The organism is Vibrio sp. OPT18 (assembly GCF_015163615.1).
Classification (GTDB): Bacteria; Pseudomonadota; Gammaproteobacteria; order Enterobacterales; family Vibrionaceae; genus Vibrio; species Vibrio coralliirubri.
The window spans coordinates 1,731-24,532 of the sequence record NZ_JADDYK010000041.1; the positions used below are offsets into that span (position 1 = coordinate 1,731).

Annotated in this window: 19 protein-coding genes; 5 read left to right on the forward strand and 14 right to left on the reverse strand. The window is 44.5% G+C overall.

What is annotated here, in order from left to right; translation table 11 throughout:
• The 4 genes from IQQ51_RS26875 to IQQ51_RS09435 form a co-directional block, all read right to left on the reverse strand.
• On the reverse strand, positions 1-341 hold a 341-nt coding region (locus IQQ51_RS26875), incomplete at its 3' end, for a winged helix-turn-helix domain-containing protein (protein WP_228012772.1).
• 334 nt (positions 342-675) lie between these two features.
• Positions 676-3,366: an alpha-glucosidase gene (ygjK, locus tag IQQ51_RS09425; RefSeq protein ID WP_193840891.1), complete on the reverse strand. Its 2,691-nt coding sequence runs from the start codon at positions 3,364-3,366 to the stop codon at positions 676-678.
• Positions 3,367-3,544: 178 nt separating this feature from the next.
• Positions 3,545-4,312, reverse strand: coding sequence for a transcriptional regulator (locus IQQ51_RS09430; protein WP_193840892.1), 768 nt, complete (start codon positions 4,310-4,312; stop codon positions 3,545-3,547).
• Positions 4,313-4,940: 628 nt separating this feature from the next.
• Positions 4,941-6,185 (reverse strand): membrane dipeptidase, encoded by a 1,245-nt coding sequence (locus IQQ51_RS09435; protein WP_193840893.1) that lies wholly within the window; start codon positions 6,183-6,185, stop codon positions 4,941-4,943.
• 327 nt (positions 6,186-6,512) lie between these two features.
• On the opposite strand from IQQ51_RS09435, the gene IQQ51_RS09440 reads away from it, so the two are divergent.
• The 3 genes from IQQ51_RS09440 to IQQ51_RS09450 all read left to right on the forward strand — a co-directional run bounded on the left by IQQ51_RS09440 (position 6,513) and on the right by IQQ51_RS09450 (position 9,182).
• Positions 6,513-7,466 (forward strand): helix-turn-helix domain-containing protein, encoded by a 954-nt coding sequence (locus IQQ51_RS09440; protein ID WP_193840894.1) that lies wholly within the window; start codon positions 6,513-6,515, stop codon positions 7,464-7,466.
• 214 nt (positions 7,467-7,680) lie between these two features.
• Positions 7,681-8,304 carry an HAD family hydrolase gene (locus IQQ51_RS09445; RefSeq protein ID WP_050052608.1) on the forward strand — a complete coding sequence of 208 codons (624 nt, stop codon included), beginning with the start codon at positions 7,681-7,683 and terminating at the stop codon, positions 8,302-8,304.
• A gap of 38 nt (positions 8,305-8,342) precedes the next feature.
• Positions 8,343-9,182: a hypothetical protein gene (locus tag IQQ51_RS09450; RefSeq protein WP_086968906.1), complete on the forward strand. Its 840-nt coding sequence runs from the start codon at positions 8,343-8,345 to the stop codon at positions 9,180-9,182.
• A gap of 71 nt (positions 9,183-9,253) precedes the next feature.
• On the opposite strand, the gene IQQ51_RS09455 is transcribed toward IQQ51_RS09450, so the two are convergent.
• Both IQQ51_RS09455 and add read right to left on the reverse strand, forming a co-directional pair.
• Positions 9,254-9,829 carry a sugar O-acetyltransferase gene (locus IQQ51_RS09455; RefSeq protein ID WP_061037853.1) on the reverse strand — a complete coding sequence of 192 codons (576 nt, stop codon included), beginning with the start codon at positions 9,827-9,829 and terminating at the stop codon, positions 9,254-9,256.
• Positions 9,830-9,983: 154 nt separating this feature from the next.
• Positions 9,984-10,982 carry an adenosine deaminase gene (gene add, locus IQQ51_RS09460; RefSeq protein WP_193840895.1) on the reverse strand — a complete coding sequence of 333 codons (999 nt, stop codon included), beginning with the start codon at positions 10,980-10,982 and terminating at the stop codon, positions 9,984-9,986.
• Positions 10,983-11,109: 127 nt separating this feature from the next.
• On the opposite strand from add, the gene IQQ51_RS09465 reads away from it, so the two are divergent.
• Together IQQ51_RS09465 and IQQ51_RS09470 are read left to right on the forward strand one after the other, a co-directional pair.
• Positions 11,110-12,057 (forward strand): LysR family transcriptional regulator, encoded by a 948-nt coding sequence (locus tag IQQ51_RS09465; protein ID WP_017061092.1) that lies wholly within the window; start codon positions 11,110-11,112, stop codon positions 12,055-12,057.
• 118 nt (positions 12,058-12,175) lie between these two features.
• Entirely contained in the window at positions 12,176-13,630 is a 1,455-nt protein-coding gene (locus IQQ51_RS09470) for a glutathione synthase (protein WP_193840896.1), read from the forward strand.
• Positions 13,631-13,746: 116 nt separating this feature from the next.
• Here IQQ51_RS09470 and IQQ51_RS09475 read toward each other — a convergent pair whose 3' ends face one another.
• From IQQ51_RS09475 to IQQ51_RS09510, 8 genes are all read right to left on the reverse strand, one after another.
• Positions 13,747-14,127, reverse strand: a complete 381-nt coding sequence (locus IQQ51_RS09475; RefSeq protein ID WP_048609959.1) for a hypothetical protein — start codon at positions 14,125-14,127, stop codon at positions 13,747-13,749.
• 64 nt (positions 14,128-14,191) lie between these two features.
• The gene (locus IQQ51_RS09480) at positions 14,192-16,240 is read right to left on the reverse strand and encodes a glycoside hydrolase family 3 protein (RefSeq protein WP_193840897.1); all 2,049 of its coding nucleotides are present in this window, start codon (positions 16,238-16,240) and stop codon (positions 14,192-14,194) included.
• Positions 16,241-16,512: 272 nt separating this feature from the next.
• A complete protein-coding gene (locus tag IQQ51_RS09485) occupies positions 16,513-17,016 on the reverse strand; it encodes a YgjV family protein (RefSeq protein WP_193840898.1) in 504 nt (167 codons plus the stop codon).
• A gap of 129 nt (positions 17,017-17,145) precedes the next feature.
• Complete coding sequence (locus IQQ51_RS09490) at positions 17,146-17,769, reverse strand: bifunctional 4-hydroxy-2-oxoglutarate aldolase/2-dehydro-3-deoxy-phosphogluconate aldolase (protein WP_054545964.1); 624 nt, start codon at positions 17,767-17,769, stop codon at positions 17,146-17,148.
• 9 nt (positions 17,770-17,778) lie between these two features.
• Positions 17,779-18,771, reverse strand: coding sequence for a sugar kinase (locus IQQ51_RS09495; RefSeq protein WP_193840899.1), 993 nt, complete (start codon positions 18,769-18,771; stop codon positions 17,779-17,781).
• Positions 18,772-18,774: 3 nt separating this feature from the next.
• A complete protein-coding gene (gene uxaC / locus IQQ51_RS09500; protein ID WP_193840900.1) occupies positions 18,775-20,187 on the reverse strand; it encodes a glucuronate isomerase in 1,413 nt (470 codons plus the stop codon).
• 12 nt (positions 20,188-20,199) lie between these two features.
• The gene (locus IQQ51_RS09505; RefSeq protein ID WP_193840901.1) at positions 20,200-21,663 is read right to left on the reverse strand and encodes a fructuronate reductase; all 1,464 of its coding nucleotides are present in this window, start codon (positions 21,661-21,663) and stop codon (positions 20,200-20,202) included.
• Positions 21,664-21,759: 96 nt separating this feature from the next.
• The coding region (locus IQQ51_RS09510; RefSeq protein WP_228012773.1) for a TRAP transporter large permease at positions 21,760-22,802 on the reverse strand (1,043 nt) is incomplete at its 5' end.

Sequence of the window (22,802 nt, forward strand, 5' to 3'; positions counted from 1 at the left end):
ATGTAGTCATTGTCGTCTAAAGAAAAAATCTGCTGTTCGTGGTTATCGGGTAGCGCTTTATTCAACTGGAGCTTTTTATAAGAGATCTCTTCAAAACTGTTTTCAGTAATGGAGTTGTACACCAGTGGTGTACCAATGAGAGAAGTGTTGACGAAGTAACCAGAACCCACCTTAGATTTCACCATGCCAATAGCCTCTAGCTTGGCTAGTGCTTTGCGAATCGTGAAACGAGATAATCCATATATTTCTGACAGTTCTCGTTCTGCAGGAAGCTTATGGCTGATACTGTTTTGGCAAATTTTGCTCACAATATCTTGAACAACTAATTCATATTTTTTCATTCTAAAAACTTAAAAAAGCACTCATGGTGATTAAATTATAGTTAACTAAATCAGATACTCAGCGCATTCCGAACTAGCCGATAATTCTAACATAGAAGGCCAATTAGATGATGAGAAATAGGGTGTTTTGGAGGGCGAATTCAAGGGTTACTTCTGGGTGTGTGACTTCATTCTCTTTCTTGGTTAGATAAGGGAGAGGGCGAGGTTACCTGTAAGTAGATAATAAAAAAGCCACAGCATTTACTGTGACTTTTGAACCTGACTTGAAGATGTTTAAGTGGTTGCAGATGATAGGGGGGCATCTGCAACGCCTAATATCTAATGAGTGTGGCTGCTATTTACCCACAAAACCGTTGTACAACATGTAAAGGTGCGCTGCACTCCAAGAGAAGTTATTCGCGCCCTGAACCTCACCCGTTTCTGGGTTGTAGTTTTCCTGAATCGGGGTAGCTTCTGTTAAGCCTTGCGCATTTTGGAATAGCTTGTCGACCATTTGACGCGCTTCCACACCGTATCCATAGTTGTCCATACCGCGTACACCAAAGTAGAACTGATCCAGCCATACGCGACCACGCCAGTATATGTCTGGGCCGTAAGCTGGGTTGTCCATTGATGCCGTACCTAGCGGAATCTTAGGTGAGTTAAACTTGCTGGTATTTAGCATGTTCTCTACGACTTTATCCGCGTGTTCTTGAGTCGCTGCGTTGTTGAATAGTGGTGACCAACCTTCAGGTCCCATACCGCGCTTCACCAGTACCGGACCTGCACATTGGTTAGGGAGTCCATTTGGTACCACTTCAATATCGTAGTAGAAGCCCGTTGACTCATCGTACATACAACGGTTGATGTATTCTTTGGTATCGGCCGCTTTTTCTGCAAACTCAGCGGCTTTGTCTGCTTTACCCAATACGTCGGCAATTTGTGACAGGTATAGGTTGTCTGAGTACCAGTAAGAGGCTTGATCTACCGACTCTTGCATTAATGAGTAACCAGATAAGCTGTCTGAATCATCCGTGTTTTCGTTGAACTTCACCTCCCAGTCTTTCTTCGCCAGAGCCAGTTTGTCCATGTTCTCAACTGAATCATCAAGGTAGGTCACCACTGAACCATCTGTACCCATAGCCATGTCATACGTATTGTCGAAACCATTAGTGTCATGAGCGTAGCGGCCCATTTGGTCTATCACTTCCGCTTTTTCTTGAGTCGGTTGTTCAGATAATCCTTGTAGGTTATCGATAGTGTCGATAAAGCCAAACACGCCTGCGTTATCACGACCCGACTCCCAACCCGCCGCTACTTTCGCTGGGATACTCATTGCTGTGTAATCACCAGAAGTCAGCAATTCATTGTACTTCTCGATACTCGTTTCTTTGATCCACTGGTCGCCATTAGCTTCGTCTTTGTATTGGAACTTCATATCGTCAACAGACGCATCTGATCCCCAAGAACCGTCATTCACGTCACCTGTGAAAACCGTGTGGATTGGGTCTTTTGCCGCGCCATATTCCGGTATTCCGTTCTTGTTGGTATCACGAGCACGTAACCACCAATCGTGGAACGCAACTAGCTTCGGATACATTTCTTCCAGCCATCTTTGTGCTTCTTCTGGACGATTATGTTCGTCTTTCAGAGCGGTATACACTTCCCATACCGCCCATGCTGCCAGTGATGGTTTGGTATTTCGTTCATTCCAGTTCAGGCCATCGGTCGCTTGAGGGAACACTTTTTTGTATTCCGCTGACATGCCTTCCCAGCGTTCTGCTGGTAGGTTGTAAGTCACGACATCAAGTAGGTAGCCTTCATCCCAAGGGCGGACTGGATCATCAGACTGCACTTGGTATTGGAATACAGTACGAATATTTTCCATCGCTACATCTGGGTTGAAGTGTGACATTGCGTAAGCTTGCTTCCATGTATCCCACGGCCATGTCATATTGCCCGAGAAGTAAGGGGCCGTAACGGAAGGGGTTACCGTGTCGTGATCAATTGCACCCGCAGCACCACGCCAGTTCGCGTTTAATGTTTCCATTGCTTTTACTGCAACAAACTCATGTTCTTTTGAAGCCGCATCGTTGGTGAGACCGTTTTCTAGGTATTCTTCCCAACGCATGGCTGAATCGTGCATGTAACCTTTTGGATCGGCCATCACCTTATTTAGTTTTGCAAACTCAGACGCTTGCTCTTTGGTGTTTTGAACGTGAGTGTAAGCCGTGTATAACGTGATCTCTTCGCCATCGCCTAGAGAGGCCGTTTGCACGAAACCTTTCTTGTCGTCATTGATGGTAGAAGTTTCTGGTTTGATAGAACGTGTCACTTCGAACTTTGAATCGCCAGATGTCAACAATGACCATGAATCACGAACTGCGCCAAAAGAGACTTCTACACCACTGTCTGTCGCTGTAATTTCACGGGAGTAAGTGGGGTAAGCTTCTTCAACACTACGAACTGTGCTGTCTTCATTCTTGTATGCCGTGCCATCATCAGCACGATAGTTTTGCATCAACTCACCATCCCATTCACCTTGAATATCAAGCTTATTTGGATTTTTGATGGTGGTTTTTACAAGAGAAGTACGATTAGTCACAAAACGCATTTCTAGCTCGGCTTCGATACCGTTATCGCCTGTATACGCTTGAATCAACGCACCTGGTTGTGAGTATGCGTTTGTCAGTTCTAGCGGCATAACCTGACCATCAACAGCCAGAGACAAGCGGTCAAAACGTGCTGCCATGAATGACACGTATTCTTCGGTCAGCAGTGCTGTACCACCTAAAGTTATTTCACCACCTTTGGTGTCTAATGTGTGACCGTGCCATGAGCCGTTATCTAACATCGGAATGTAGCGCAGGTGACCACCGTGTAAATCACGCAATGCCACTGGCACCCCAGCACGATCGATGGTGTTGTGGAATTCGGTCGCTTTAAGTGGAGCATCCATATTCGAACTATTATCGTTACTGTTGCAACCGCTTAGCGTTAGAGCAACGCCGACAGCAACCGCACATAAAGACGTTTTAAACTGCATGTTATATCCTTCATTTATAGGTTTTTGAACCTGATCAGGCGAAAAAAGGTCGAGACATGCCCTGCCGAGTTTCGTGATGAAGATTCAGCCTTATTTATTTCATTTATTGGTATGAGAAAAGAACGCTTATTTACGTCGATTCTTTTTTATTCAACTTGTTCAAATAACAAGTAATTAATTATTGTTCTTTTGCCATCGATATAGCTTTTAATAATTCACCGTTAATATTTGGAATCGTATCAGAAAGAAATATCTGATTACCTGGTGTATAGGTCATCAACACATTTCTGAGCCGTTCGCCGCCTTCACCGTTCTTGTTTTGTACATCAAACTCAATCAGCTTGTTGTATACTTCATTCGCCAGTTTCTCTTCTTGTTCTTCAGTAATAGCAATGCTTCCCATACAGATAGGGGGACGTACATCATGGCTGAAAACTTCATTTCGAAAACGTTTAGCGAATAAAGTGTCAAGCTTAGAACCTTCTTCAAAAATAAAACGACCTTGATCTTTAAATCGGTATTGGTCATCACCTTTTAATTCAACGTAATCCATCATTTCTAATGCGCGAAAATATATGGCGACTGACGTATGGCTCAATTGGTATTTATTGGCAATATCTTGTGGTGACCACTCTTTTCGTCGTAATAGATACAAAAAGTCAAACAAATATGGATATTGGTTAAATATTTCACTGTTGATATCGGTGATAAATTGTTCGTTCTCTTGCTGTAGCTGTTTACCTCTCATAGATAGTTCGACCAAGTCAGTATCTAAATGAGTGGCATACGAAAGTATTTTATCCAGCCCTAAAGACGTATTGTGCAGTTGCCTTTTAATGGTTGAGAGAGGAATTGCCATCCCAGCAGAGAGGTCGGAATAACAAATCCCTTTCTCTTTGATTTTTTCTCGTAAAGCAGCAAGTAAATACGTTGCAGAATTATTCATCTAACAATGCCTGTTTTATTTTCTTCAGCATCCCTGATAATAAATTCAAGAGGTCCTACTCTTGTGACTCTGGTTCCAAATATTTACAACATTTACTATGAGTTAGATAATTTCCAAAATTGAGATCTTTACTTGTTGTTATCTGTACAAGTTGTACTCAATGCTTTTAGTGTTTATCTATTTTTAGTACGCGATGAGTATAATTGTTTTGAGGCATAAAATTAAGTTCAGGGTGGTTTTTAGTAAAAATTTTCTTTCGAGAGGTTAATTTATTAGGTGGGAAGTATCAAAAAGCTGTACTCAGGAATTTTGTCTAGTTTGATATCACAAATTATTCGAGAGTGACTGGTATTTCATTGAATTGGTGACCAGTAAAAGTCTTGTTATAAGGAATAATCAGGTTAGTTAACTGACGGGTGTGATTCTTGAAGCATAATCATATTATATAATTATTTTCCAAGTTTTTATGTATTTATTCCATTTATTATTAGACCTGAAAACTATTTGGTGCTTCATTATTCTCTTTCTTGGTTAGATAAGCGTGAAGGCGAGGTCATCTGCAAGTAGATAATAAAAAAGCACGCCCAATAGGACGTGCTTCGAGTGTTTGAGCTTTGTTGGTTGCGAGCTACATAGCTAAGTTTTCATTTCTTAATTTGGTGAGCACTTTTAGACGCTTTGTATACTCTTTTTGGAACTCGTCAGGGTCAGCGCCCTCAGATACTTGAGCGTACACTCGCATCTTGTTACCACCGTAGATCTTAGCAAGATCATCGTTGCTGTAACCGCGTTTCCACAGTTCATCAGTGATCGCGGCTAGGATCTTCGACAGTTCACCATTACCGGTAGCGCCTTTGTTGAAAGCCTCAATCATGTAACCGCCGTCGTCGTACATTTTCGCATTCTTGGTTGCGAAATCCACAACCATTGCGGTAGAGAACATATCATCAGTTGCGATACCGACGTGGTCAACGCCTACCAATTTCACGTAGTAGTCGATCATATCTGCAGCTTGCACTGGAGAAATATCTTCAGGCCAAACGCCATCCATCATCCATTCGGTGAAGGTTGGGGCAACGTAGCCACCTGATTTAGCCGCGCGTATCGCTTCATCGTCAGGAATAGCACGGTAGCAACCTTGTGGCGTTGCATCTGGCTCACTCTTATACAGCCCAGCAGGCACTGAGTGCGTGTAGACAAATGGGGTTCCAGGATACTTCTCTTCCATGTAATCCATCGCGTCATTTGCTGTCTTTGAGCCTGTGTGGCTTAGGTCGAGAATGACCTGATACTCGACCATCGAATCAATAACAGACTCTCCCCAAGGCGTTAGGCCAATATCTCTACCGTTAAATGCTGCTAATTGCCCTGAACCTGTTCTGAAAATGTCGTTATACGCCAAGATCATGCTTTTTAAGCCCATGTCTTTTAGAATCGCCATTTTGGTCACATCTTCTTCCAAAATAGTGGCGGTTTGGCTGTTCCAAAGTACGGCGGTTTTGCCTTCGGTGTGCGCTTTCTCAATGTCATTATTGGAATGCGCGATGATGAAATTGTCAGGTTGTTTTGCCATCGCAGAGCGGTGTTTATGATGGTGAAACAAGAAGTCATCAAAGTTGTGATCAGCAGCGGTAATGGTGTATTCATGCCCTGTGATACCTGCATCACGAGCATCTTGGAAGTAATCCAACAGTTGTTGCTCGTCCTGCCAACCTGCACCGTAAGGGCTCGCGAGCATACCAATGACAATGGTGTCTTGAACAAATGTTTTAGCCTTATCTGATGCAGGCCAGGTCTTACTCTCAATACTTGCCTGTGCAACACCAACACTCATTGCAATGCTTGCTGCTACTAACGTTATCTTTTTAAACATGAAAACCTCTCAATTACTGGCTTAAGTCCATTTATATTTATGCCTAGATTTAATAGTAGACCCTGACGGTATCGTCGAGTTATTTAAAATTGATAACCCTGTCATACTTTGTAATCAAAGCGTTACGTCCTGAATTGTGATTTCGCCTTAATGCTAAAAACTTAAAGCGCCTCTTGTTAACTTGAGGTAATAGTAGCTAAGCTAGAAAAGTAAAATGTGCATTTTGTGCCACTGAACTTAGACTGTACTGATGCAGAAATTGATGCTGATATTGGGTTGAGTTGTGGATTTGACCTGTTTTGAACAAGACAAAGGAATCTCGAACTGATGCTTGAATTACCATTGATTGCGAAGAGTGTTGTGAGTCATTTTCAGCAGTGCGTGCGAGAAGATAAGCCATTAGCTCCATATCACACCGCGATAGAAGCGCTCGCAGTTCAAGTGAGCATGCCATTCTCAATGGATACTTCACCTGCTCAATATGTTTCGTTTAATGTGTTTACGCAGTTCTTAGAGGGTTTGAGGAACGTATTACCATCCGAGGTGTTTGTTTCTTCGTTATTAGACTATGCTCAACAAGCTGCTATCGAACTCGATTTTTCCAACCTTTCAGCTCAAGGTTTTCTGTCCCTTTTTCCGTTTGAACAATGGTCAGTCGAATCGTCTTCACAGTCATTAAAGCTTTCATTTCTAGCATCTAATAGCTCGCTCAATGGTATTGAAGCAGAGTTGTTTTTGATTGTGTATAGCCACGCTTATTTCAAAACTCAGCAGACTAATGTTGATAAGCCGATTCGCTACGACTTAGTTTCAGTGTCGGCGAGTGCGTTAAGTGAGTTGAGAATACAAACAGAAACGCCACAATATATAGGTCAAACTGAGACGTGCATTTCGTATAACCCCATTGATCGAGATTGTTCAATTAAAGCGCTGGCAACCACGACGACTTCAACCTTCAAGGTGACACAAGCATTACTTCCTTATATCGGTCGAGTAGATGTAGATTTGGTGATGTTTGGTCAGATAAACCGAATGGGTAAGCGCACAATTCAGAGGGCGCTTAGTGAAGAGGGGACGACCTTTCGAACTATTAAAGAGACCCTGTCTTTTGAATTCTCCAAGCGCGTTATGACAGAGCAAGATTATTCGATCTCAGATATTGCACTTCACTTGGGATACGCAGATGCCTCACAATTTATAAGAGCGTTTAAACGAGCGAATGGAATAACTCCACTTCAATGGAAAAAGAACAATAAAGGTATAGGCGTATTGCGCTTCTAAAGCACCAACCATATTCTCTTCAGAAGCTGATTTGTGTTAGTTATTTCTTAGTTTATTGATATTGAGAAGGCCGTCGTAATGATGGCCTTTTTTGTACTCTATTGATTGTATATTCTACCCAAGGCTTTTAATTTATAAACGTTCGCTATGAATCTTGATGTGCGGCGCTTTGTGTCGATTTTTCATCAATGACATGGTGATAATGGGAGTGTGTATGAGTTCTAATGAAATCAAAAATGTGGTGTTTGATGTAGGCAATGTCATTGTGCGTTGGGCACCTCTGGAAATTGCCCGGCTTACTTTTGGTGATACTGAAGAATTGGAGTCTCGAGCTCGTTCTATTTTTCAAAGTACGATTTGGATGGATTTGAACAAAGGGTTCTTGACCGAAAGTGAGGCCAAGCTTCGTTATCAACAAGAGCTCGACTTATCCCCGTTAGAGTGCGATCGCCTGTTTTATTACGTTAAGCAAACGCAAATCTTACTGCACGGTTCTGTTGAACTTATCGAGCGAGTAAAGCGATCGGGTTATGGTGTGTATGCGCTTACCGACAATGTGGTCGAGATTGTTGAATACTTAAAAAATACTTATCAATTTTGGGCATTGTTTGATGGTGCGGCAGTATCTGCTGAACTTGGTATGCTTAAGCCACAACCTGAAATCTACCAAGCGCTGTTATCGAATTATGGACTTAAGGCTTCAGAAACCGTCTTCCTCGATGATATGCCTTATAACGTTGAAGGAGCGAAAGCGGTAGGTATGTCTGCTATCCAGTTTACCGATGCCGTTCAGTGTGAAAATAGCTTGCAGGCTCTCGGCGTTAATTTAATAGACTGACGCCTCGGCGGGTAAGTTCAAATTTGAGGATGTCGAAAATGAAAAGATACCCATCTAAGTCTATCGTTGCATTCTTGTTTTTGACTACGTCGGTGCTGGTTTTAGTGGTGGCTGTCGTGCTTCAGTTTCGTGGTGAGCAAGTATGTGATGGTTGCTATGAATCAGATAAGGGGCAGTTCAAGTATGTTCTTTACGATGGAACGTCGCCCTCCGTTATCCCAAGCATTCATAATACCTTATTGATTAACCGCACTCCCTTAATGAATACGTTCGAGCTTGGTTCTATGCCGCCAGTCACCGTTAGGGTGTGGCGAAACCAAAAGGCCTATTTAGACGAGCAAGAAAGAAGCATCGGATATCGATATGCGTTCTCGACGGGGTATATCGAACCTAAGAGTAATGAGATTAGGTTGCTCTATTTTGGTGGTGAAATTCATAAAACCGCTCTACATGAGTTTGTACATTTGCTGACTCTGCAAGTGAATCCGAATTTTGCAAACAATCCAAGATGGCTGTGGGAAGCGATCGCTATCTATAAGTCTGAAGATTATTGGTTCCACATGAGTAACAGACATGCCATCAGTCGCCGTTTCGATGGTCTGGCTCAGGACTTATACAACAAGCCGAACAGTAGCTCGGCGGTTTATGAACTTGGCTATACGGTCGGTGAGTTTATTGAACGTTCATGGGGAGAAGAGGCGTTTGTTGATCTCATTAAGAGCAATGGGGATCCCTCACAGCTTACCGACCAGCCAATAGCATCGCTGTTTTATGATTGGGAAAAATTCGTCAAAACTACGTATTTGAGTGGCCCGAAAAGTGAGTATGAAAAAGCCATGGAACGAAGTCCATTCGATAGAAGAGACACGGTAAACTAATCAAAAAAGAGGTGATGTTTAATTAAAAATATCACCTCTTTTGGTATTCATTTGGGTTTGTTGCTTCGTGTTTATTCGTTGTCGTTACTTGGTTGCTCAGTGTTCAAGTATCGAATCAACTTCGCCGGTGTGCCACCGTATAGACAGTCTGGCGGTACGTCGCTGTTGACCACAGAGTTAGCCGCGATAACAGAGCGAGCACCAATAGTCACATCTTGGTTGATGACTGTGTTTCCGCCAATCCATACATCGTCTTCAACGATAATTGGAAAGCAGAAGGTTTCCCATTTACGACGACTACGGTGATCCAGAGAGTGAGAAGCCGTATAAAACTGAACGCTTGGCCCCACCAAAACATTGTTACCAATCTTGATGTTCGCGCCATCAAGCATTACCACGTTCATATTGATGAAGGTATCGTCACCAATCTCGATGGTTTTACCAAACTCACAATGGAAAGGAGGACGCACAACACTGCTGCCTATTTTGCCAAATAGATTTGCTTGAAGGCTCGGTTGTTGAGTGTCGTCGGAACATTGATTGAAATCTGTCAGAGCTTTACTTGCATGAGTGCGCATTTGGTCAATTTCATGATCGGCACCGTCAAAAACTTCGCCAGACAGCATTTTTTCGAGTTCTGTTTTCATTATTTATATCTTCCGAATCAATATCGGTATTAGCATACGGATATACAGACATAAAAAAAGAGAAAAGCCTCAGCCTTTCTCTTCCTATTTTTTTGCCCTTGAGCACCAATGCCAAGTGAGACTAGCAATTCAGCAATAGGCACGCTTTACCAAATTAGATTTGCTCAACGAAACCCATTAGGTGCTGTTTCACTTCATCTGAAGCAAACGCGCTCTCTACAGAGTACTTGTAGATTTCAGCGTAATCTACTTTTGTCAGACCGAATGTTTCACACACACGCTTCACTTCGTTAGTCATGGTTGTGTTCGACACTGTGCGGTTGTCTGTGTTGATGGTTACAACGATGCCGTCTTTCTTGAATTCAGCAATTGGGTGGTCGCTGAATTGGTGAATACATTTAGTTTGAACGTTACTTGTTGGGCAAGTCTCAAGTGCAACCTGCTTCTCTTTAACGATGTTGTACGCATCTTCGTTGCCTTGGATGTGAACACCGTGGCCGATACGCTCAGCGTCTAGCATAGTGACTGCATCGTAAACGTTTTGACCATGCCATTGCTCACCAGCGTGAACCGTAACACGGTAGCCTTGTTCGATAGCGTATTGCGTGTACTCAGGGAATTCAGCGCAGAAGCCCGGTTTTTCACCGCCAGCGATATCAAATGCAACCACGCCTTTACCTAGGTAAGGTTGGCCAGCATCGATCACGTCTTTGATCGAATCTTTCGGGAACATACGCAGTACAGACATGATGTAGTTGCCCTTGATGTCGTATTTCTCTTCTGCACGCTTCATGCCTTTAACCGCACTTGCGATGATCGCATCAAGAGACAAGCCCTTGTTTACGTGAAGAATCGGTGCAAAACGAACTTCTAGGTATTTAACGTTCTCTAGTGCTGCGTCTTCGTAAAGCTCAAAAGAGATACGCTCAATCGCTTCTTCCGTTTGCATCACTTGCAGTGGCAGGCTAAAGCAAGCTAGGTACTCATCAAGGTTTTTGCAATCTTCAGGCACTGTTAGAGACTTTACTACCGCTTCACGGTCTTCTGGAAGTTCGATTCCGTACTGTTTCGCCAGATCAATAATAGTGTCTGGACGAACGCTTCCGTCTAGGTGGCAGTGCAGATCAATCTTAGGGAGTGCTAGAAAGTTCATGAGTATTCCTTAGGTTTATTATTTTTTTGAGTTATTAACTCATAGGTTACATGGGCTTAAATTAACAAGTTTGTGATATGATTTAAAGTGACATAAAGTCATCATTAATCTGAATCTAAGGAATATCATGGTAGATGTTAAGAGCTTACTCAAATGTGATATGAATTTACTGCTGTGTTTACACGTGTTGCTTGAAGAGCGCAGCGTGAGCAAAACGGCAGAGCGATTATTCCTTAGTCAGTCCGCGGTGAGTAAGCAACTCACCAAGCTACGCTCTCTGTTTGATGACCCGCTGTTCGAACGTGAGTCAAAAGGCCTGTTTCCAACCCCGAAAGCCACCTCTTTAGCGCCTAAGATTCATCAGATCCTTCTGCAAGTTGAACAGCTAACCGTGCCGGATATTTTTGAGCCGAAAGACAGCGAACGCACTTTTAATATCGATCTAGTCGAAACCGCTTATACCGCGATTTACCCTAAATTTATGCCTAACGCGCTGGCAGATGCGCCGAACATTACGGTAAACAGCACTACTTGGAGTAGTGAAACTTTTAAGCGCTTACTAAAGCGTGAGGTCGATTTCGGGATTGGAATTTTTGAGCTCGATGAAAGGGCGAGTACCCACATTCAAAATATCCCTGCCGAGCTAAACCATGTCGAGTTGTTGCAAGATTACTCTGTGTGTTTGATGCGCAATGATCACCCAGTACTTCAAGAAGAGTGGAATCTGCAAGCCTTCCTTAAATACCGTCATATTCAGTTAGTCACTGGTGGCGTTGGCGACTGGCTGTTGTTGGAAATCTTGCAAGCCAAACAGCTTCAAATTAACAAAGCCGCCAACGTGTCGGACATCACCAGCGCAGTAAAGCTGTGTAAGCAAAGCGATTTGCTGATGTGTTATCCGTACAACTCGGTTCGTGACTATATTGAGAGTGGCGAACTGGTGATGAAGCCGATTCCCATTGAGTTGGTTCCCGGTGGTTTGTTTCTGCTTTGGCATCGTTACTTTGACTCTGAACCAAGCCACAAATGGCTTCGCGACCTCATAGTCAATAAGACCCAAGAACCTCAGCTGTAAACTGCAAGCTACGATGATCAAAACGGCGAAATAACTTTTTTAAAATTTATTTCGTCTTTTTAGAATGAGCATCGTCTTATTACGGGTGCCAAATGCCCGCCAAGAATGAGATATCTAAATGAATCCAATGCCATCGATTCCGCAACAAGTTATTGAAGATGCTTGTCAGTGGGCAATTATGCACGGTGTCGCTTTTCGTCAGTCTGACAATACCGCGAGACATTGCCCGTTTAGCCTTGCTCCAATGAGTATTGAGCGTGAGGTTTTTGAACACCTGTTGAAGGTGACGCCGCTGATCACCAAGCTCATCAATAATGTTTCTGAAGACCACGACTTTTTACAGTCATCATTGAGCGATATGGCGAAAGCCGATCCGTTTTTTGGTCGCCTGATGGAGTTGCACCGACAAGCCCATGGCAGTGCGGATGAGCGCTTGAATCCAGCGCGACAACCTTTGTTGTTAATGCGCACTGATTTCATGGACGATCGCCAACACGGTGCAAAAGTGATTGAGTTTAATGGCATTGCGGCAGGGATGGCGCCTTTTGGTCAGCGAGCAACAGAATTTCACTCATTCATGCAAAACCAATGGCCAAACGTGTATAACCATTGGTTGGAAGATCCGTCAGCAGTGCCAGCTGAAAACCAAGGTTTAACCCAGTTGGTTTATGGTATCGCTAATGCTGCAAGGCAAGTGAAAGCCGACTTCAACGAGCCAGATAAACCGGTTTTCTTGATGGTGGTGCAGAAGAACGAAGACAACGTTTATGACCAACATTTGCTTGAAGTTGAGCTACAAAAACAGGGCATTCGCACGGTTCGTCGTACCTTTGAACAATTGAGCTGTCAGCTTTCATCGGGTGATAATCAACGCTTGTTATTGAAAGATGTCGGCGCTGTCGATGTGGTGTACCTAAGAGCTGGCTATCAGTATTCCGATTACTGGGCTCCAGAACTCAACGAATCGGTGTGTTGCCATACGCTAAGTCAGACTCGCTTGTTTATGGAACAACACCATGTCGCAATGAACGCGACCATCAGCCAGCAATTAGCGACCAGTAAAACCATGCAAATGCTGCTGACCATGATGCCAGCAGCAGAATACGCATGTTGGGGGTTAACGCTAGAGGAGGCCGAACTGGTCAAGAGTGTTCTGGCTGATATGAAGCCTATCACCAGTGAAGCAATTGAATGGTTTAACACACAAGCTGATAAGCAAGAGTGGGTGCTGAAAAACCAAGGTGAGGGCGGTGGCCATTGTGTTTTTGGTGACGATATCAGCGAACAACTGAGCCAGCTTAAACCAGAAGAGTACGACGCGTGGGCATTGATGCAGCGCTTGTACCCACATGAACGTGACGTGCCGACTATTGCAGTACGTGACACTCAACAAACGCTCGTGACAGACTTAGTCAGCGAAGTGGGTTTGTTCACCGCTTACTATAAAGGTGAACCAGTAACAGAGTTAGACGGCTACGCGGGCTATTTAATCCGCAGCAAACCCGCTAGCGAAAATGAAGGTGGAATCCACAGTGGCAAAGGGATTCTCGATTCTTTGGTGTTGATTGATTAGTTCTGAATTCTGACGAGTAACAGATAGCAGTAAGGCCAACGTGTAGACGCTGGCCTTTTTTATGGTTCTTTGCAGATTAGCGCCAAGTTGGATAAGCGACTCGGCTTGTCGTTACGTTATGCTGGAACCTTAAAACAAGAATCTTGATTGCTGTATTTTGGTACGAAGCACAATTTGTCTGCCGACATTTTTAAGCCGTTTTGCATCTGGATATGTGTTACCGCCCAGATCACGCAGCCGTGAGGTAAATTGAATAGCGAGCGAGTTTGAGTGAACAACACGCCGTCATCATAGGCTGGTGTAATGTTCGTCGCTTTGCCTTGCCACGCCTTATGAGCGGTTTGCACATCAATATTTGGAACAATCAGTGAGAGCATTTCTGGCTCAACGTCTTTTACGACTTTCAAGCAGATACGACACCCATCGTAGTATTGTTCTATCCAGATTTTATGTGGAATAGCGTGATCATCCCAACCCAGTTGTAAGATATGTTCCATGACTTTGTCCTTGGTATCTAAGAAGGAAAGGCAGTGCTCAACACTGCCTGAATTAGCTCAAATATTATTCGTAACTTAAACCATGTCCGAACGGGTAAAGGGTGTCGGCTTGATCATACCCAGGGTAATCTGAGTCTTGGTTTTGAATGGCTTGGGCGCTGTTCGCTAAAGCAAATGGCAGTTTTCCTTGAGGAGCAAAGTTGCCTGAAAGCACTTCCATTAGGTTGCTGTCCGAGACACCAAATGTCGCTATCACGGCACCGGCTTGCTTAAGATTACTTTGATCGTCTAGCACGAAGGGTTGTCTAAAGTTGATGGACAATACTGTATTGTCAGCGCCCACTTCGTTCATAACGGCTTTGATGTCGCTTAGGCTAGGTTCAATATGCCAAGATGCTGCTGTAGCCATTTCACTGAATGCAAGAATATCGAGTTCGTCTGGGTTAGCACCACCAAAGATAAGATCAGGATCTGAACCTTCGTTAGATACGCGAACACGAATAACCGCATAGTCCGTATCGGCTGGTACTGGTGGACGCGTTTCTCCCGCTTCGTAATCACCGGAAGTCACGGCAAAGTTGTACTTGTCGTCTCCAGCAATGTTTTCGTCCATTCCCATGACATACAGAGCAACAGGAGCTTGTGCGGTTGATTCAGCTAAAGGTAAAGTCTTATTGGTATTTTGAAGTAAGACGACAGACTTTTTCTGTGCGTAATCAGCGCGTTCTTGGTACTTCTCATTGCCTAAAATTTCTTGGGCTTTTTTCTCATCAACGTAAGTGTTTTCGAAAAGGCCAAGCTTGAATTGTTCTTCAAGTAAGCGTGTTACTGATAGGTCGACACGCTCTTCGGTGATCAGATCCTTTTCGATCAGTTTCACGATGACTTCTTTATCATGGAAACCTGAAAGAACATCGACTCCAGCCTCGACCGCCATTGCAACTTGCTCATCAATCGTTTTGTGTTCTACACCCCATGCTCGCTCACCAATAATGCCGGTATCTGAGTTCACGTTACCTTTGTAGCCCAATTCGTCTCTGAGCAGGTCGGTGACAATACCTTTTGAAAAAGACATACCAACATCGTTTGGCATCCACTTTTGATCTACAGGGATTCCGTAGTAAGGCATAATTGAAGAAGCGCCAGCCTCAATCGCGGCAATAAACGGTTTTAGGTGGTAATCAAAATTGTTCTTTGGATAGACTTGGTTCTTACCAAAGTCATAGTGTGGGTCACCGCCGTTTTCTTGTGGACCGCCGCCAGGGAAGTGTTTGATGGTTAGCGCGATACTGTCTTCGTTGACCTCACCGCCATCCTGCAAGCCTTTGATCAGTGAACGCATAATGTCAGACGCTAAATCGGCATCTTCGGTAAAGGTTTCGTGCACACGATACCAGCGAGGTTCTGTCGCCAAATCCATCATGTATCCGTACATACTGCGCAGGCCAATTGAAGACCATTCTTCATTCATGATGCCAGCAAATTCAGTGATTAAATCCATGTCGCGAGTGGCTGCTAAACCGGCCTCTTTAGGCCAAGCAGAAAAGGCACCTGAAGAAACGTTGATCCCTGCTTTAGCTGATGGGTCAATGTGGTTACGAGCATTGGACTTGAATAGAGCGGGGATACCCATTCGAGTTTGTTCACGCAGTTCTTGAACACTATTCATGAACTGGGCAGCTTCAGTTGGGGTTATCTGACAGCCTGAACGGCCAGAATCACAGTCAGGTGCATTCATTGGTGTTTCGATAACGGTGTTACGGAAGATAAAGCGCGTCATTTGGGCATCGGCAATCATGTCTTGCCCTGTGCTGCTAACAAGCCCACCTTCGGACGAGTTTAAGGTGTCAATGAGCATCATGCCGGCTTTCTCATCTAGCGTCATGCGGCTAACCAAGTCTGCTGCTCGCTCTTCTGGAGATAATCGCCAGTCTTCAAAGGGTTCCAGTGTTCCATTGCCGTTAGAATCTCGGAATTGGTAACCTTCAACGTTCAATACATCATGAACACGAGAGTGGACTTGGGGCTGTTGGAAGTTATTGTCGCTATCAGATGAGTTACATCCTGCAAGAAGCAACGCGATTGCTATAGGTGTCAGGGTAAGACGCTTCATGGTCACGATCCTATTGTTAGTATAATAATAAGTACATGACCAATTTTAATAATTTACGGATTATTGGTTAACCAAAATAAATCAAACTAAAGATTTGGATCACCATATAAATTTAATTGGTGATTTAATTCAATTTAGTATTGGAAATATATTGACGACGTTTAAATAACGTAAACTTAACTAGATATAATTTTTTGATATCCAATTAATTCCCCATTTAATTAGTGATGTATTACTTCCATATTTTAAATTTAGAATAAAAAATATATTGCCTATTTTATAGTTAACAATCTGCGCTGATGTAAACGATAGATAGTGACCATGTTGGTGACAATAAAGGTGATTTCGACAAAGGACCCGCCAATCGAACCAATCCAAATGTTATGGCTAGCCCAACAGAAAGAGTTGAATAAGATCAAGGACCTCAAGGCGATGCCTTGTCTTGAAAAGAGTGCCCATGTCGCAACGGATGAACCAACAACCGTAATAAACTCAAAGAAATGATTCATGTTGGGCAAAGTCATGCACCACATTAACCCGATAAAGAACCACATCACTTTGCGCGATTGAGTTTTTATCGATACATAGCTGCGAATAGCATTAATAATTACGCCTATAGCCGCCACTATGGCACCCATTAATATGAAATGGACACTCATGACAAAACAAAAGATCATCATCTGGTAGCGAAAACGCATATCATCTTTTTGCCAAAAGGCCATTACACCTATACAAAAAGCCAGGCCGCCAACACCTTGTGTTATCCAGTTTTCCATATTTAGCCTTTATTTTTATATGCTATCGAGCACAATTAAATATTAACTTTGAGAGAATAATGCTCAACCATAAAATAACCCTCCAAAAGGAGGGCTAGATATAATGCTAAAGGTGCTATTGCGTTAGGTTTAATTGACTAACTTAACGGCTTCACGAGTTAAATGAGCCAGTTCTTCCCAATTGCCTTCTTCAATCAGCTTCTTATCCACCATCCAAGTACCACCACATGCGAGTACTCGAGGTATCGCTAGGTAGTCTTTAATGTTGTTTGGATTAATGCCACCTGTCGGCATGATCTCAATATCCGTGTAAGGTGCGAGAAGTGACTTAACCATGTTGATGCCACCCGATGCTTCAGCTGGGAAGAACTTCAATGTGGTTAAGCCCATTTCTAGAGCGGCTTCTACTGTACTCGGGTTGTTGACCCCAGGAATGATATCAATACCAATCTCTTGGCAGGCTCTTACCGTGTTTGGGTTAAAGCCAGGAGAGACCACAAACGTTGCGCCCGCTTCTTTAGCCGCGATAGCTTGCTCACGATTGAGCACAGTGCCAGCGCCGATCAACATATCTGGTTGTGATTCACGAAGTAGACGAATAGCTTCGACAGCAGCCTCAGAACGGAACGTGATTTCTGCTGCAGGTAAACCATTTTCAGCTAACACTTTACCCAGAGGGATGATGTCTTCAGCGTTGTCGATAGCGATCACAGGGATAACTTTCAGTGTTTTTAGTTGTTGTTTGATGTTCATTGGTATTCCTTAAATGGCTGTGATGGCCGCTTGAGTAAGTTCTTTTGCAATAATGGCACCGCGATGTTGGATAACGACGCCTGCCATGGTATTGCCACGCTGGCACGACGTTGTTAAGTCTTCACCCGCAAGGTAAGCAGATAAAAATCCGCCATTGAATGAGTCTCCTGCCGAGGTCGTATCAACGACATGTTCAACAGGTTGGGTCGGCACCGCCCGTGGAGCCGAAGCGGTACCAGAATTTAGATTTATGTCACTTTGAATTGCGGCATCTTGAATGAGGCAGCCATCTGCACCCAGTTTGACGACGCATTGCTTAACACCTAGTGAAGTTAGACGTTCGATGGTTTGTTCTGGTGAAGTATCTCCCCAAATCAACTGTTCATCATCGAACGTGACTAAAGCTAAATCTGTCAGCGTATACATGGCTTGGTAGCTGTTCTTAACGGTTTGGTTTTCGTCCTGTGGCCAAAGCGCAGGGCGGAAGTTACTGTCGAAGGCGATCTCAACGCCTTGCGTCTTCAATTCAACCAAGATGTTCAATAACTGGATACGATCTTGCTCGGGTAGAATCGCTAATGTGATACCGCTGAGAAAGACCATATCGACGTTGCGCAAAGCTTGTTTTATCTGGCTAAAATCTGGATGTTGCAACAGGTACCGTGCTGCTGACTGATTACGCCAGTATAAGAAGGTACGCTCACCTGCGTCATCAAGCTGAATCAGGTATAGACCCGGAGTACGTTGGCTGTCTTGAAGAACAAGGTCAGTCGACACCCCTTCTTGTTGCCAGCGTTCTAACATTCCCTTGCTAATCGGGTCTGCGCCCAAAACCGTGACGTAGGACACTTTGATGTCATCTTGATTGAGGTTGGCCTCGCAGCCGCGGCTTAGATAGACCGCAGCATTGAGTGTGTCTCCGCCAAACGTTTGATGCATTGAGCCGAACGGTTTGCCGTTAAGCTCGATCATGCACTCACCAATAATGGCGATATGTTTCATCGGTTACGCCCTCTCTTCGAAGTAGCGTTTTGCGTTACCAAAGCAGATGTCTTCGACCATAGGGCCAAGCAGTGACATGTCGTTTGGCACTTCGCCGTTTTCAGCCCAACGACCAAGCATGTCACACAGAATTCGGCGGAAGTATTCGTGGCGTGTGTACGACAAGAAGCTGCGAGAGTCAGTCAGCATGCCGACAAACTGGCTAAGCAGACCAAGTTGAGATAACTGTTCCATTTGGCGTTGCATGCCGTCTTTCTGATCGTTGAACCACCAACCAGAACCAAACTGAACTTTGCCCGCGATGCCGCCACCTTGGAAGTTACCAATCATGGTTGCCATCATCTCGTTATCGCGAGGGTTTAAGCAGTAAAGGATGGTGCGAGGTAACTCGTTACTTTGATCCATCTCGTCCAACAGATGAGCCAATTCGAAGGCAAACGTCTTATCGCTAATCGAATCAAACCCTGCATCTGCGCCTAACAGTTGGAACATACGCGTGTTGTTATTGCGCTGAGCACCAATGTGAAGCTGCATTACCCAACCCATTGCGGCGTAGCGCTTTCCTAACCACACCTGAACCGCTGTTGAAAACTGCGCACATTCTAGATCGGTGAGTGTTTCGCCATTGAGGCGCCGAGTTAACAGGGCATCCAAATCCGATTCTAATGGAATAGGTGCGTAGCGAACCACTTCAATACCGTGGTCTGCTGCACGGCAACCATGGTCGTTGAAATGCGTTAGGCGGCTGTCTAAAGCACTCAATAGATGATGGAAGCGAGAGATCTCAACGTCAGCAACCATGCCTAATTTTTGTAGGTAATCAGCAAAGCCATCAAGTTCAATTTTGAACGCTTTATCTGGGCGCCAGCTTGGTAGAACCTTCACATCAAATGAATTGTCTTGAGCGATCGCTTTATGGTGTTCAAGAGAATCAATCGGATCGTCTGTCGTACCTGCCATCACCACATTCATTTGCTTCATGATGCCGCGAGCACTAAATTCCGGTGTCGCTAATAGCTCGTTGCCTTCGTGCCAAATTTGGTCTGCGGTTTCTGGACCAAAGAGAGTGCCAGTAATACCAAATGGGCGGCGTAGTTCTAAATGAGTCCAGTGGTAAAGTGGGTTGCCCAAGGTTTGAGGGACGGTTCTAGCCCATGCCATGAACTTATCATAATCGCTTGCGCCTCCAGTAATCAGACGCTCATCAATCCCTGCTGAACGCATGCCACGCCATTTGTAGTGGTCACCTTCAAGCCAAATCTTAGACATGTTTTCGAACTGACGATCTTGAGCCACTTCTGCCGGGTTTAGGTGGCAGTGATAGTCATAAATCGGCTGGTGGCTTGCGTGTTCGTGGTACAAACGACGTGCAGTCTCATTCGACAGTAAAAAGTCTTCACATAAGAAATTCTTCATTGTTTGTATTCCTTATAACGTAGCCACGGTCGCAACAGCACCGTGTTCAATTAATGATTGGTACGCTGAACTTACTGCATCAATGACCTGCGGGTTTTGGCCTAGCTCTGCAGGGAAAATCGCTTCAACCGCAAGCAATGCCGGAACCACAGATACATTGAGTCCATGCTGGTCGCAGATCTGGCGAAGTGTATCTGCCATTGGATCGCGGACATCAATCTCATTGCCTTGCTCGTCAACGCCAGATACATAACGCATCCAGCCAGCGATGGCGGTTGCAAGCCACGAGAAATCTGAGCCTTGCTCTAAATGGAATCGTAAGCTGCCACCCATGCGTTGAGGGATCTTCTGGCTGCCATCCATCGCAATCTGCCACGTCTTGTGCTTCAAACTTGGGTTAGTGAAGCGGTTGATCAGCAAGGTTGCGTAACCTTCTAAATCAGTTCCTTCAGGCATGGTTAACGACGGTGCTTGGGATTTCATCATCATGTCAAAAGCGGCTTTTCGGTAGCCTGCATCTGTCATGGTGTCGGAAATATGGTCGTAGCCACCAAGGTATCCAAGGTAAGCAAGGAAAGAGTGACTGCCATTGAGCATGCGCAGTTTCATCTCTTCGTAAGGCACTACATCTTCTACGAACTCTGCGCCAGCGACATTCCAATCTGGACGACCTGCCACAAAGTTATCTTCAATCACCCATTGGCGGAAGGGTTCACAGGCGATACCACATGGGTCTTCACAACCAAGCAGTTCTGCAATTTCTGTCAGTGTTTCTTCTGTTGCTGCGGGTACGATGCGGTCAACCATGGTGCATGGGAAGGTGACATTGGTTTCAATCCAATCACGTAATTCAGGGTCAAGCAGTTGAGCAAACTCAATGATCGCTGCTTTTGCTACATGACCGTTCTCTTGCACGTTATCGCAAGACATAACCGTGAACGGTGTTAAGCCACGTTCGCGGCGTATTTTTAGGGCTTGGACAATGTAACCTAATGCTGATTTTGGTTGAGTTGGGTTAGCTAAGTCAGCGATGACTAATGGGTTATTTTTGTCGAGTTTTCCTGTCGCTGGGTCAGCGCAGTAGCCTTTCTCTGTGATGGTCATAGAAACGATAGCCACTTGAGGCTCGGCCATTTTTTCTAATACGGTTTCGATGCCGTCTATGCTCGGGTGAAGAGATTCGGTTACTGAGCCGATCACTTTAACGTCTGTGGATTCAGCGCCTTTTTCTGCAACGGTGTAAAGGTGGTCTTGCGCGCGAAGTGATTCAATTAGGTCTTCGCCGCCGAATAGGTTTATCTCGCAAATGCCCCAATCAGTATTGGTTTTGCTGAGCATTTCATTGGTGAACAGCGCTTGGTGTGCTCGGTGAAATGCACCGAAGCCAAGGTGCACGATACGGCTTTGGAGTGCTGAACGGTCGTAGTCAGGTCGTAATACAGTGTTTGGCAGCGTAGAGTTAGCAACAGTCTTCATTATTCAGTTCCTTTTCCCGCCAGCGAACCAGCGGGATTTTATTATTTGATAAAGCGTTTGAGTGTTTAGCAGTCTTAGAATGTATCTGTGACCAAATTACGAACCGTAGCCCAGTACCAATTCAGGTAGGAACAAGCTCAGCTCAGGGATAAAAGTAACGGCCATCAAGGCTGCAATCAGTGCTGCGTAGAATGGCAGCAAAGGTTTGATGACTTTGTCGATGGCAATGTTGGCAACCGAACAACCAATGAACAGAGCACTACCCACTGGCGGTGTACAGATACCGATAGCAAGGTTGAAGGTCATCATGATGCCGAAGTGCACAGGGTCGATACCTAGGTCTAGCGCGATTGGTAAGAAGATTGGTGTGAAGATAAGTACCGCTGGTGTCATATCCATGAAGATACCCACAATCAGCAGGATGATGTTGATGATCAATAGAATCATTAGCGGATTATCAGAAACCGCCAGTAATGCATCAGCAATCATGTAAGGCACATCGGCGTTTGCCATTGCCCAAGACATACCCATTGATGCGCCAACAAGTAATAGAACGATAGATGTTGTTACTGCAGACTCAAGGATGATCTTTGGAATATCACCCCATTTCACTTCACGGTAGACAAGCACAGCTAAAACAAACGTGTATACCACAGCAATTGCGGAAGCCTCAGTAGCAGTAAAGATACCGCCAATGATGCCGCCCATGATGATGCCGATCAGTGCTAAAGAAGGTGCCGCTTTTAGGAAGGTATCCCAAACCATTGATAATGAAGGACGCGCTGCCACTGGGTAACCGCGACGTTTTGCAATGATACCCGCCACAATCATGATACTTAATCCCATCAAGATACCTGGGATGTAGCCCGCTAAGAACAGCGCTGCAATTGAAGTACCACCAGAAACCAACGAGAAAACGATCAGCGTGTTACTTGGCGGAATCAATAGACCAGTAGGACACGAAGTAATGTTTACCGCAGCAGAGAAGTTTTCGTCGTAGCCGTCTTTCTTTTGCAGAGGAGACATGGTGCCACCAACTGCCGCCGCCGATGCAACCGCTGAGCCTGAGATAGAACCAAACATCATGTTTGCCATCACGTTTACGTGTGCCAATGAACCCGGTAAACGACCACCCAACA